This window comes from Streptomyces sp. NPDC013317 (assembly GCF_055563155.1).
Map to the genome: position 1 here is coordinate 678,621 of NZ_JBVHDX010000001.1, position 14,757 is coordinate 693,377.

Genomic DNA, 14,757 nt, shown 5'->3' on the forward strand with positions numbered 1-14,757 from the left:
CGCGCCGGACACACCTCACCGACGCACACCAGGGAAAGGCCCATTCGAACGATGTTTGACGTCGAGTCGGACCGGACGTCCACCTCCGGCATACCCGTCACGGGCGGGCAATCCGGCATCTGGCTTGCCCAGCAGATCGACCCGGACAGCTCCGCCTACAACATCGTGTTCGCCCTGGACCTGCACGGCGACGCCGACGTCGACCGCCTCACCGCCGCCGTGCGGCAGGCCGTCGAGGAGGCCGAGGGCCTGCACGTGCGCGTCCGCGCGGGCGACGGCGGGCCCCGTCAGACCCCCGCCCCCGCCCCCGTCGACCTTCCCGTCGTCGACCTGCGCGGTGCCGCCGACCCCGAGCGGGCCGCCGCCGACTGGATGGCCGCCGACCGCGAACGCCCCATGGACCTCTCCCAGGGCCCCCTCTTCGGCCACGCGGTGCTGCGCCTCGCCGACGACCACGTCGTCTGGTACCAGCGCTACCACCACATCGTCGTCGACGGCATGGGCGTCGCGCTCGTCACCCGCCGGGTCGGCGAGCTGTACACCGCCGGCGACGATGCCCCCGCCCCGCGTGACTGGGCGGTCTCCCGTCTGGTCGACGCCGACCTCGCCTACCGCGCCTCCGCCGCACACCAGGAGGACCGCGCCTACTGGCTGGCCCGCATGGCCGACCGGCCCGAGCCCGTACGCCTCGTCGAGCGCGCCCCGGTCCCCATGACCCGGCGCGTGCGCCGTACGTCCGAACTGAGCTCCCGGCAGGCCGAGCGGCTGCACGCCGCCGCCGAACGCGCCGGCACCCGGCCGTCCCGCCTGCTCGTCGCGGCCGTCGCCGCCTACCTCCACCGGGTCAGCGGCGAGCAGGACCTCGTCCTCGGCCTGCCGATCGCCGCCCGCCAGGACGCGGCCTCCGCCGACGTCCCCGGCATGGTCTCCAACATCGTGCCGCTGCGGCTCTCCGTCCGCCCCGGCACCACCGTCGCCGGACTCCTCGCCGAGGTACGGCGCGCGGTCGGCGAGGCGGTCGCCCACGGGCGCTACCGTGCCGAGGACCTGGCCAGGGAACTGGGTCTGCCCGACGGCGTGCACGAACTCGTCGGCCCCACGGTCAACGTCCTCCCGCGCCCGGAAGACCTGCGGTTCGGTGACCTCGCGACCGAGCTCGAACCCGTCTGGCTCGGCCCGGTCAGCGACCTGGCCCTCAGTTTCGCCGAGTGCGGCGACGGGCGCGGCATCTGCGTCCACCTCGACGCCGACGCCGAGGTCTGCGACGAGGCGACGCTGCGGGACCACGAGCGCCGATTCCTCGCACTGCTCGACGCCTTCGTCGAGGACCTCGACCGCCCGGTCGGCCACATCGACCTGACCTCGTCCTCCGAACGGACGCGGCTCCTCGACGAGTTCGGCGACAAGCCCCGGGAGTCGCCCGAGCTCTCCTGGCCCGCCGCGTTCGAGCGGCAGGTCCGCCGTACCCCGGACGCCGTCGCCCTCGTCTGCGAGGATCGCGAGCTCACCTACGGCGAACTGAACGCGGCAGCCAACCGGCTGGCCCGGCTCCTGGCCGCCCGCGGCGTCGGCGCCGAGGACATCGTCGCCGTCGCCGTCCCGCGCTCCGCCGACCTCGTCGTCTCCCTGCTCGCGGTGATGAAGGCGGGTGCGGCCTACCTGCCGCTGGACGCCGACCACCCGCAGGACCGGATCGCCTACATGCTCGACGACGCCGGCGCGCGCACGGTCCTCACCACCCGCGAGCTGTCGGGCGCGCTGCCCGACGCCCCCGGCGTCGCCCGTCTGCTTCTCGACGAGCCTGCGCTGACGGCCGCGAACGACGCCCTCGACGGCTCCGACCTCGGCCTCGACATCGCCCTGGACCGCGCGGCGTACGTCATCTACACCTCGGGCTCCACCGGCCGCCCCAAGGGCGTGGTCGTCTCCCACGACGGCGTCGGCAGCCTCGTCGCCACCGCCACCGACCGCGTCGGGATCACCGCCGAGAGCCGCGTCGTCCAGTTCGCCTCCGTGGGCTTCGACGTGACGGTCTGGGACCTGATCATGTCCCTGTGCGTCGGCGGCCGGATCATCGTCGTCCCCACCGAGCGCCGTGTCGCCGGTCCCGCGCTCACGGAGTACATCGCCCGCCACGGCGCCACCCACATGATCCTTCCGCCGTCCCTCGTCTCCGCCCTCCCGCAGGACTGCGAACTGCCGGACGGCGCCGTCCTGATCGTCGGCACCGAGGCGGTCCCCAGCGAGCTGATCGCCCGCTGGGCCGGACGCCTCCAGGTCGTGGTCGCGTACGGACTCACCGAGGCGACCGTCAACTCCACCCTCTGGGTCGCGACGCCCGACCGGCCCGGGCCCGCGCCGATCGGCGAACCCGACCCCAACACCCGTGCCTACGTGCTCGATGCGGCGCTCCGCCTCGTCCCCGTCGGCACCGAAGGCGAGCTGTACGTCTCCGGACGCGGCCTCGCCCGCGGCTACCTGGGCCGGCCGGGCCTCACCTCCGAGCGCTTCGTCGCCGACCCGTACGCCGACGAGCCCGGCGCGCGGATGTACCGCACGGGCGACCGCGTCCGCTGGAGCGCCGACGGCAACCTGGAGTTCCTGGGACGCGCCGACGGCCAGATCAAGATCCGGGGCCACCGCATCGAGCCCGGCGAGATCGAGAGCGCCTTCATGGCCTGCCCCGGCGTCGCCCAGGCCGCCGTCCTCGTCCGTGAGGACCACCGGAGCGCCAAGCGGCTCGTCGCCTACCTCGTCGCGGAGGCCGGTACGGACCCGGAGGCCTCCGTCGCCGAGGCGCGGGCCCGGATCGCCGGGACACTGCCCGACTACATGGTCCCCTCCGCCGTCGTCCGGCTCGACGGGCCGCTGCCCCTGACGCCCAACGGCAAGCTCGACAGCCGCGCCCTGCCCGAGCCCCGCTGGACCGCGACGGCCGGTGGCGACGCGCCCACCACCCCGGCCGAGACCGCGCTCGCCGCGCTCTTCGCCGAGGTGCTCAGTCTGCCGTCGGTCGGGGTCCACGACAGCTTCTTCGAACTGGGCGGCGACAGCATCGTCGCGATCCAGCTCGTCAACCGCGCCCGTGAGGCCGGGCTCGTGATCACCCCGCGCGACGTCTTCCGGCAGCGGACCGTGGCGGCGCTCGCCCGGTCCGCCTCGGACACCGCCGAGGCGGCCTCCGAGGCCCCCCGGGCCGTGGAGCTCGACGCGGACGCGCTGCCCGTCTCCCCGCTCCAGGAAGGTTTCTTCTTCCACGCCGAGTTCGACCGGGAGGCCGCCGACCTCTACGTCGTCCAGGAACTCCTCGACCTCGAGGGCACGGTCGACCCCGACCGGCTCAGGCAGGCGCTCCAGCTGCTCCTCGACCGGCACGCGCTGCTGCGCGCCTCCTTCCGCCAGCTCCCCGGCGGCGAGGTCGTCCAGCGGATCTCCGACCGCACCGACCTGCCCTGGCGCGAGGCCGACACGGCCCGCACCCCGGTGGCGGACATCCTGCGGGACGACCGTGCCGAGGGCTTCGACCTCGCCCGGCCCCCGCTGATGCGGGCCACCCTGATCCGGGACGGGCAGCGCCACCGCCTGCTGCTCACGCTGCACCACATCATCGCCGACGGCTGGTCGGTCTCGGTCCTGCTGCGCGAACTGACCGCCGCCTGCGCGGGCGACGCCCTGCCCGAACCGCCCGCCCCGGACGCGTACCTCGCCTGGCTCGCGAGCCGGGACCTCGACGCCGCCCGCGACGCGTGGCGCCAGGCCCTGGCCGACCTGGACGGTCCGACCCGGCTGCCCGCCCTCGCCTCCGCCGTGGGCGAGCAGGCGGCGCCGGCCGCCCGGCCCGAGCACGTCGACGTCCGGCTGCCCGAGTCGCTCACCGCCGACCTCGCGGCCCGCGCCCGCAGCCACGGGCTCACCCTCAGCACCGTTCTGAACGGCGGCTGGGCCCTGCTCCTCGGTGGTCTGACCGGCAGCCGGGACGTGGTGTTCGGCACCACCGTCTCCGGACGTACGACCGAGGTCAGGGGGCTGGACTCGGCGGTCGGCCTGTTCATCAACACCGTCCCCGCCCGGGTCACCCTGCACGGTGGCGAGACCCTCGTCGAGCTGCTGCGGCGCCTCCAGGACGAGCACGCGACCCTCCTGGACCACCAGCACCTCGGGCTCGCCGAGATCCAGCGGATCGCCGGTGGCGGAGAACTCTTCGACACGCTCGTGGTGTTCGAGAACTTCCCCTCCGGCGAGCTCTCCCCGGCACCGCGCCAGGAGACGCTGCGCGTCACCGGCGCCGAGGTCTTCGACGCCGTCCACTACCCGCTCGCGCTGATCGTCGAGCACGACGGCGACCACCTCGCCCTCAGGTTCAAGTACGACGCGGCCCGGCTCGACCAGCTGACCGTGGCCGTCGTCGCCCACCGGTTCGAGGCACTGCTGCGGACACTCGTCGACGATCCGGCCCGGCCCGTCGCCCGTGTCGGGACGCTCTCCGGCCGGGAGGAGGAGCGCCTCGCCGGGCTGAACGCCACGACACACCCGCTCCCCGACCCGGACGCCACCCTGGCCTCCCTCTTCGCCGCACAGGTCGCCCGGACGCCGGACTCCCCGGCCGTCGTCTTCGAGGGCACCACGCTGTCCTACGCCGAACTCGACCGGCGCGCCGAGGCGCTGGCCCGACGGCTGCGGGCGCGGGGCGCCGGCCCCGAACACTTCGTCGCGGTCGCGGTGCCCCGCTCCGCGGAGCTCATGGTCGCGCTGCTCGGCGTCCACAAGGCGGGCGCCGCCTACCTGCCCCTCGACCTCGACTACCCCGCCGACCGGGTCGCGTTCATGCTCGCCGACTCGGGTACCCGTACGGTCGTCACCACCGCCGCCGCGTCCGTCCGGCTGCCCGACGTCCCCGGACTCGCCCACGTCCTGGTGGACCGTGACGAGGAGACGGCCGGCACACCGACCGCGCACGCGGGTCCCGACCACCCCGCGTACCTCATCTACACCTCGGGGTCCACCGGCCGCCCCAAGGGCGTCGCGGTCACCCACCGCGCGATCGTCAACCGGCTCGCCTGGATGCAGGACGAGTACGGGCTCACCGTCCACGACCGCGTGCTCCAGAAGACGCCGTCCAGCTTCGACGTCTCCGTCTGGGAGTTCTTCTGGGCCCTCGTCGAAGGCGCGACCGTCGTCCTCGCCCGGCCCGACGGCCACCGCGACCCGGCGTACCTCGCCGAGCTGATCGCCACCGAGCGGATCACGACCACGCACTTCGTGCCCTCGATGCTGGCCGCGTTCGTCCAGGTCATGGAGGCCGCGCAGGAAACCCCCGAGTGGGCCAGGAGCCTGCGCCGCGTCTTCTGCAGCGGCGAGGCCCTGACCGGAGCCGACGCCCGCCGCTGGGCGGAGCTGACCTCCCGCCGAGGCCACGGCCCGGTGCCGCTGCACAACCTCTACGGCCCCACCGAGGCCGCCGTCGACGTCACGTACTTCCCGTACGAAGGGGACGACGAACTCGCCGTTCCGATCGGCCGCCCCGTCTGGAACACCCGCCTGTACGTCCTCGACGCCTTCCTGCGCCCCGTCCCGGACGGCGTCCCCGGCGAGCTGTACCTCGCCGGCGTCCAGCTGGCCCGCGGGTACCACGACCGGCACGGGCTGACCGCCGAGCGGTTCGTCGCCGACCCGTTCGGGGAGCCCGGTGCCCGCATGTACCGCACCGGCGACCTGGTCGCCCGGCGCCCCGACGGCGCCGTCGACTACCTCGGCCGCACCGACCGCCAGGTCAAGGTGCGCGGCAACCGCGTCGAACTGGGCGAGATCGAGGCCGCCCTGGCCGCGCTCCCGGGGGTCGCCCGCGCCGCCGTCGTCGTCCGCGACGGCACGCTCCTCGGCTACGCCGTCCCGGCGCCGGGCGGCTCCGGCGCCGTGACCGCCCTCGACGGCGAAGCCCTCCACGCGGCGCTCGCCGACGCGCTGCCCGCCGCGATGGTGCCGGCGGCCGTCATGGCCCTCGACACGCTGCCGCTGACCCCCAGCGGCAAGCTCGACCAGAACGCCCTGCCCTCGCCGACCGTCGCCCCCAGGGCCGGCGGACGCGCGCCCCGCGACGAACGCGAGCGCGCCCTCTGCGAGATCTTCACCGACGTCCTCGGTATCGCCGGGATCGGTGCCGACGACGACTTCTTCGTCCTGGGCGGCGACAGCCTCACCTCGATCGCCGTCGCCACCCGGGCCCGTGAAAGGGGACTGACCATCAGCCCGCGCGATGTGTTCGAGCACCGTACGCCCGCCGCGCTCGCCGCGACGGCCGCGGAGGTGCCGGACGGACCCGCCGTCGAGACCGCTCCCGAAGTGCCCGCCGCCGGGGTGAGCATGTCCGCCGCCGACGCCGGGCAGGCCGCCGCCGCCCTCCAGGCGATGCTCGCCGCGCAGGCGCAGTCCGGCGCCGCCGTCGACCCGGCCCTCCAGGCGCTGCTCGCCCAGCTGACCGCCGGCGCCCCCGCCGAGCCCCCGGCCCCGGCGCCGCTCGGCGGCCTCGAACTGACCGCCGAGGAGACCGCCCGCGTCGCAGCCGTCGCGGGACTCCCGGTCGCCGACGTCTGGCCGCTCTCCCCGCTCCAGGAGGGCATGTACTTCCACGCCACCTACGACACCGGCGACGCCCTCGACGTCTACCTGTCGCAGGAGACCCTGGACTTCGACCGCCCTCTGGACGCCGACCGGCTGCGCGCCGCCTGCCGGGCGCTCCTGGAACGCAACGCGAGCCTGCGCGCCGGGTTCACCAGCGACGGCCTGCCCCGGCCCGTCCAGTTCATCGCCGACGGCGCCGAGATCCCGCTGACGGAGACCGACCTCTCCGAGCTGTCCGCCGAGGAGCGGCGCGCCCGGGTGGACGCGCTCCTCGCCGCCGACCGCCGGCAGCGCTTCGACCTGTCCGCCCCGCCGCTCTGCCGCCTCCAGCTGATCCGGCTCGGCGACGGGCGGGACCGGCTCGTCGTCACCCACCACCTCATCCTGTGGGACGGCTGGTCCGCCTGGCTCTTCCTGGAGGAGCTGTTCACGCTGTACGAGCGGGCCGGCGACACCACCGGTCTGCCCGCGCCCGGCTCGTACCGCGACTACCTGGCCTGGCTCGACCGGCAGGACACCGGCCAGGCCCTCGACGCCTGGCGCGGCGCGCTCGCCGGCTTCGACGAGCCGACCCTCGTCGCACCGACCGGCCGCGACGCGGGCCCGGTCATCCCGGCCGACTTCGACGCCGTACTCACCAAGGAGACCAGCGACCGCCTCCGCGCGCTGGCCCGGCAGCACGGTCTCACCCTGAACACGGTGCTCAACGCCGCCTGGGGCCTGGTCCTCTCGGCGATGACCGGCCGTGGCGACGTCGCCTTCGGCACCGCGGTCGCCGGCCGCCCCGCGGACGTACCGGACGTCGCCGGCATCATCGGCATGTTCCTCAACACCATCCCCGCGCGTGTCGCGTTCGCCCCGGACGAGCCGCTGCTGGACCTGCTGCGCCGGATGCAGTCCGAGCGCGCCTCGGTCATGCCGTACGAGTACGTCGGCCTCGGGACCCTCCAGCAGGAGACCGGCCACCGGCGGCTGTTCGACACCCTCTTCGTGCTGCGCTCCGCCGACGGCGAGGACCGTGCCGCGGAGCTCCGGCAGCGGCACGGCATCACCGACGTCTCCAACGTGGACGGCACCCACTTCCCCCTCACCCTGATCGTCACTCCCGAGACCCGGCTGCGGGTCACGCTGGCGGCGCGGCCCGACCTGTTCGACGCGGAGGCCGCGCACACGATCCTCGGCCGGTTCACCACCGTCCTGGAGCGGCTCGGCGAGATCCTCGCCCGCCCGGACGCCGTCACCGCCCGCACCGTCGGCGTGGACCTCCTGCTGCCGTCCGAGCACGCCGCCCTGGCGGCCGAGGTGGCCGGCAGCCGGGAGCCGGTGCCGAACGAGACCATCGCCGACATGCTCACGGCCCAGGTCGCCCGCACCCCGGACGCGGTGGCGCTCGTCTTCGGCGAACGCGCCCTCACCTACGCCGAACTGGACGCGCACGTCAACCGGATCGCCCGGCTGCTCCTCGCCAGGGGAGCGGGCCCGGAGAAGGTCGTGGCGCTCGCCCTGCCCCGCTCCATCGACATGGTCGCCGCGCTCTTCGCCGTCCTGCGGACCGGCGCCGCCTATCTGCCGCTCGACCTGGACCACCCGGCCGACCGGCTCCGCCTGATGGTCGAGGACACCGGACCCCTCTGCCTGGTCACCACCACCGCGGTCGCCCCCGCACTCAGGGCACCCGAGGGCCCCGTCGCCCCCGAACTCCCGCTGGACGACGAGACCGTGGCCGCCGAACTGGCCGCCCTCCCCGGCGGGGAGATCACCGACGCCGAGCGGCCCGCCTTCGCCCACGACGTCGAGGACCGGCTCGAACACCCCGCGTACGTCATCTACACCTCCGGCTCCACCGGCCGGCCCAAGGGCGTCGTCACCCCCTACCGGGGTCTGACGAACATGCAGCTCAACCACCAGAAGGAGATCTTCGACCCGGCCATCGCCTCTGCCGGAGGCCGGCGACTGCGCATCGCCCACACCGTCTCCTTCGCCTTCGACATGTCCTGGGAGGAGCTGCTCTGGCTCGTCGAGGGCCACGAGGTCCACGTCTGCGACGAGGAGCTGCGCCGCGACGCGGAGGCGCTGGTCGCCTACTGCGACCTGCACCGGGTCGACGTCGTCAACGTGACCCCCACGTACGCCCAGCTGCTCATCGAGGAGGGCCTCCTCGACCACGACGAGGCGGCCGGGAAGCACCGCCCCGCGCTGGTCCTGCTCGGCGGCGAGGCCGTGTCCGACACCGTGTGGAGCACGCTGCGCCGCACCGAGGGCACCTACGGCTACAACCTCTACGGGCCGACCGAGTACACCATCAACACCCTCGGCGGCTCCACCACGGACAGCGCGACCTCCACCGTCGGCATGCCCATCCGGAACACCCGCGCCCACGTCCTGGACGCCATGCTGCGCCTGGTCCCGCCCGGCTGCCCCGGCGAGCTGTACATCGCCGGCACGGGCCTGGCCCGCGGCTACCACGACCGGCCCGGCCTCACGGCCGAGCGGTTCGTCGCCGACCCGTTCGGCGAGCCGGGGGAGCGGATGTACCGCACCGGCGACCTCGTACGGCAGCGGCCCGACGGGCTGCTCGACTTCCTGGGACGCACCGACGACCAGGTGAAGATCCGCGGCTACCGGATCGAACTCGGCGAGATCTCCACGGCTCTGTCCTCGCACCCCGAGGTCGCCCACGCGGCCGTCGTCGTCAACGAGAGCACCGGCACCAAGCGTCTCGTCGGCTACTTCGCACCCGAGGACGGCACCGCGCCCGGCGAGGAGCTGCTCCAGCGGCTCCGCGACCACCTGAAGGCCGCGCTGCCCGACTACATGGTCCCCTCCGCGCTCGTCCCCGTGGACACCCTCCCGCTCACCGTCAACGGCAAGCTCGACGTACGAGCCCTGCCCGCACCGGACTTCGCCGGAACCGGCACGAGCCGCGCCCCGCGCACGCCGCGCGAGGAGACGCTCTGCGCGCTCTTCGCCGAGGCGCTCGGCCTGCCGGAGGGCAGCGTCGGCATCGACAGCGACTTCTTCGAGCTCGGCGGCCACTCGCTGCTCGCCACCCGGCTCGTCAGCCGGGCCCGTACCGCGCTGGACGCCGAACTCGCCATCCGCGACCTCTTCGAGGCACCCACGGTGGCCGAGCTGCTCGAGCGCGCGGACCGCTCCGGCGGCGCCGCACGGCCGGCTCTGACCGCGGGGGAGCGGCCCGACGAACTCCCGCTCTCGCACGCCCAGCAGCGCCTGTGGGTCATCCAGCAGATCGAGTGCACCTCGGCCGCGTACAACTTCCCGCTGGTCATGCGGTTGCGCGGCGCCCTGGACGTGGCGGCGTGGGAGACGGCGCTCGCCGACGTGACCGCCCGGCACGAAGCCCTGCGGACGGTCTTCGTGGAACACGAGGGTCAGGCCGTCCAGCGCGTCCTGCCCGTCGACGAGGCCCGTCCCGTCGTGGAGCGGCTGCACGCCACCGAGGACCAGGTGCCCGACCTCGTCGAGGCCGCCGTCAACCGGCCCTTCGACCTCGCCGCCGAACTGCCCGTGCGCGCCACGGTCGTCGAGCTGGCAGCCGAGGACCACGTGGTCGTCCTGCTGCTCCACCACATCACCACCGACGAGTGGTCGGACCGTCCCTTCCTCCGCGACCTGGCCACCGCCTACGCGGCCCGCGTCGACGGCGAGGCCCCGCAGTGGGAGCCCCTGCCCGTCCAGTACGCCGACTACGCCCTGTGGCAGCAGCGGCTGCTCGGCGACCCGGCGGACACGGAGAGCCTGGCCGCCCGCCAGCTGGAGTACTGGCGCACGACCCTGGAAGGCGCACCCGAGGAGCTGGAACTGCCCACGGACCGGCCCCGCCCGGCCCGGCCGGCGTTCACCGGCGCCGAACTGGACATCGCCTTCGACGCCGACGTCCACGAAGGCCTGAAGCGGCTCGCCCGCGAGACCGGCGCCAGCATGTTCATGGTCGTCCACGCGGCCGTGGCCGCCCTGCTGCACCGCATGGGCGCCGGTACGGACATCTCCGTCGGCTCGCCCATCGCCGGGCGCGGCGACGAGGCCCTCGACGACCTCGTCGGCTTCTTCGTCAACACCCTGGTGCTGCGGACCGACCTGAGCGGCGACCCGAGCTTCACCGAGCTGCTCGCCCGGGTGCGGGAGACCGACCTCGCCGCCTTCTCGCACGCGGACGTTCCCTTCGAGTCCGTGGTGGAGAAGCTCAACCCGACCCGTTCCCTCTCGCGGAACCCGCTGTTCCAGGTGATGGTCGGCTACCACGCCCGCACGGGCGACGGCCTGGAACTGACCGGTCTAGGCGTCGAGTACGTCCCCTTCCGCATCCGCTCGGCCAAGTTCGACCTCGTGTTCAGCTTCACCGAGCACACGCCCGCCGACGGCGGCACCGGCTCCCTCGGCTGCCGTCTGGAGTTCGCCACCGAGCTGTTCGACCACCGGACCGCCGAGCGTCTCGGCGAGGGCCTCCGCACCCTCGTCGCGGCCCTCGTCGCCGCGCCCGGGCAGCCCGTCTCGCGGGCCGAGATCCTCGGCGACGACGAGCGGCGGCTGGTCCTGGACGGCTTCAACGCCACCTCCCGCGAGGTCGACGAGGAGTCCTTCCCGGCACTGTTCGCCCAGCGGCTCGGCGAGCGCCCCGACGCCGTCGCCGTCGTCGACCGAGACCGGTCCGTCACCTACGCGGAGCTCGACGCCCGCGCCAACCGCCTCGCCCGACTGCTCGCGGCACGCGGAGCCGGTGCCGAGAGCGTGGTCGGCGTGGCCGTCCCCCGCTCGGTCGACATGGTCGCCACGGTGCTCGCCGCGCTGAAGCTGGGCGCCGCGTTCCTCCCGCTCGACCTGGTCCACCCGGCCGACCGCCTCACGTACATGATCGAGGACTCGCGGGCGGCGCTCGTCGTCGGCACCGAGCCGGTCGCCGGGAAGATCCCCGAGGTGGCGGGCGTGCCGGTGGTGCTGCTCGACGAACCGTCGGTGGCCGCCGAGCTGGAGACCCTGCCGGAGACCGCGGTCGGCGGGCGGCCGGTCCTTCTCGACCAGGCGGCGTACGTCATCTACACCTCCGGCTCCACCGGACGGCCCAAGGGCGTCGTCGTCCCGCACGAGGGGATCTCCAGCCTCGTCGCCACCGCCGTCGACCGCATGGGGCTCGAACACGACAGCCACGTCCTGCAGTTCGCCTCGATCGGCTTCGACGTCTTCGCCTTCGAACTGTCCATGGCACTCTGCCACGGCGGCCGGCTCGTCCTCATCACGGACGAAGCACGGGTCGCGGGACCGGCGCTCACCGACTTCCTCGCGGAGCAGCGGATCACCCACATGATCCTTCCGCCGTCCCTCGTGTCGGCCCTGCCTCCCGGCTGCGAGCTCCCGGAGGGGTCGACCGTCCTCGTCGGCACGGAGACCGTGCCGCCGGACGTCTTCGAGCGGTTCGGTGCCACGGCCCATCTGATCTGCGCCTACGGACTCACCGAGGCGACGGTCAACTCCACGCTCTGGCCCTCGCGCGAGCACGGAGGCCGCCCGTCCGGCCGGGTGCCGATCGGCCGGCCCGACCCGAACACCCGCGCCTACGTCCTGGACGAGCACCTGCGGCCGGTCCCGCCCGGCGTCGTCGGCGAGCTGTACGTCTCCGGACGCGGCCTCGCCCGCGGCTACCTCGGCAAGACCGCGCTGACCTCCGAGCGGTTCGTCGCCGACCCGTACGCCACCGAGCCCGGCGCGCGGATGTACCGCACCGGCGACCGCGCCCGCTGGCGCGCCGACGGCAACCTCGACTTCCTCGGCCGCGTCGACACCCAGGTCAAGGTGCGCGGCTTCCGCATCGAGCTGGGCGAGATCGAGGCGGCCCTCGCCGGTCACCCCGCAGTCGCCCAGGCAGCCGTGCTGCCCGACCGCGACGGCGACATCGTCCGCCTCGTCGGCTACGCCGTCCCGGAGGCGGGGGAGTCCGTGGAGCTCGACCCGCAGGAGCTGCGCGCCCACGTGGCCGGGCTGCTGCCCGAGTACATGGTCCCCGCGCTCGTCGTGCCGCTGGACGGCCCGCTGCCGCTGACCCCGAACGGCAAGCTGGACCGCAAGGCGCTGCCTACACCCGACTGGGCGTCGATGACCGGAGACGCGTCGCCCGTCAACGAGACGCAAGCCCGGCTGGCCGCCCTGTTCGGTGAGATCCTCAAGCTGGAGCGGGTGGGCGTCCACGACAACTTCTTCGCGCTCGGCGGCCACTCCATGGCCTCCATGCGGCTCCTGGGCCGCATCCGGGCCGAGTTCGGCGTCGAGCTCAGCATCAGGGACGTCTTCGACGCGCTGACCGTCGCCGGCATCGAGGGCAAGCTCAAGGGAGCGTCGACGGCCCGCCCGGCACTGCGCCCGGCGGAAGTCCGGCAGGAGTCGCACCGACGGGAGGGCCACCGTGAGGAGGACCACCGCCAGGAGGAACTCCTCGCCGCGCCCGTCCAGCGCTGGCAGTGGGACGCGTACCGCCGTACCCCCCGCTTCGACCACGCGCTGGTGCTGCGCGCGCCCGGAGGCCTGGACGCGGACGTGCTGTCCGCGGCCCTCGCCGACGTGGCGGCCCGGCACGAGCCCCTGCGCACGGCGTTCACGGAACGCGGCCGCACGCTCCACCACCGGGCCGTCCAGCCCCCGGTGCTCGTCCTGGAGGAGTGCGCCGACCTGGACGCGCGCCTGACCGAACTGGCCGGCGGAGCACCGGATCCCGGCCGTGCGGCACCGTTCGGCGCCCGCCTGCTGACAGCGCCCGACGGCGCGCAGGCGCTGCTGCTGACCATGCACTACCTCGCCGTGGACGAATGGTCGGTGGTCCCGCTCTTCCGTGACCTGACGGCGGCCTACACGGCGCGTTCGGAAGGCCGCGCCCCCGCGTGGCGGCCGCTGCCCGTGTCGTACACCGACTACGCCCGGTGGGCCCGCGAGGTCCTGGGCGACCTCGACGCCCCGGGCAGCCGCGGCGGCCGGCAGCTCGCCTACTGGCGCGAGACGCTGAAGGACGCACCGGCCGAGCTGGCCCTCCCGGCGGACGGCCCGCGCTCCTCCACGCCCGGTGCGGACCATGTGGGCTTCGTCCTGGACGAGCGGCTGCACGCCGCCGTGGACGAGCTCGCCCGGACGACAGGCACCAGCATGTTCATGGTGCTGCACTCCGCCCTGGCGGCCCTGCTCACCGCCCACGGCGCCGGCACGGACCTGCCCATCGGCACCCTGGTCGCGGGTCGTACGGACGACCAACTGGCCGACCTGGTGGGCTGCTTCTTCAACACGGTCGTGCTGCGCACCGACACCGCGGGTGACCCGACCTTCGCGGAGCTGCTCTCCCGCGTACGGGAGGCCACGCTCGGCGCCCTCGACCGGCAGGACGTGCCGTTCGACGAGGTCGTCCGGGTTGCCGGACTGCCCCAGGAGGGCCCGCAGGTCATGGTGATCCACCATGAACAGGCGGACCTGGAGCAGCTGGAGGGCGGGGTCGGCTCCCTCGAAGCCGTACCGACCGGGTCCACCAGGGCGCGGCTGACCCTCAGCTTCTACGAGCCGCAGGGTGACGGGCCCGTCCACTGCGGACTGATCCACGCGACCGACCTGCTCGGCACCGCGAAGGCGCGGCGACTCGCCGACGAACTTCAGAGGCTGCTGCACGCCGTGGCAGCCGACCCCGGACAGCCGCTCTCCGAGCTGTTCACCGCCATGACCGCGCGTTCGACAAGGAGTGACAACGCATGAGCACCAACCCGTTCGAGGACCCGCAGGGCCGCTTCCTGGTCCTCGTCAACGACGAGAACCAGCACTCGCTGTGGCCCTCGTTCGCCGAGGTACCGGCCGGCTGGCGGACGGTCTTCGGCGAGGAGACGCGTGAGGCGTGCCTGGCGTACGTCGAGGAACACTGGACGGACCTCCGCCCGGCCAGCCTGGCGGCCCAGCAGTCCTGACCGTCACGACCCGACGCCGCCGCCCCGGAGCCCCGCTCCCGGGGCGGCGGCGTTTGGCCGTGCGCCGCCCCCTCGCCTTGTGGGCAATCGTCCCGCAGGGCGGGACGACTGGGCACACGGGACGGCGCCCCTGCGGGCGCGTTCCGCACATGGCCCCCCGGTACCGACGAGGCCGTCGCCTTGACCAGGGACC

The 14,757-nt window shown here is 74.1% G+C and carries 2 protein-coding genes; both read left to right on the plus strand.

The features are described from left to right. Positions 1-51 precede the first annotated feature (51 nt). Positions 52-14,358 (plus strand): amino acid adenylation domain-containing protein, encoded by a 14,307-nt coding sequence (locus ACZ3IJ_RS02930; RefSeq protein ID WP_467465882.1) that lies wholly within the window; start codon positions 52-54, stop codon positions 14,356-14,358. Continuing rightward, on the plus strand, positions 14,355-14,564 hold the full coding sequence (locus ACZ3IJ_RS02935) for an MbtH family protein (RefSeq protein ID WP_467465883.1): 210 nt from the start codon (positions 14,355-14,357) through the stop codon (positions 14,562-14,564). The genes ACZ3IJ_RS02930 and ACZ3IJ_RS02935 overlap by 4 nt, the downstream gene beginning before the upstream one ends. Positions 14,565-14,757: the final 193 nt, after the last annotated feature.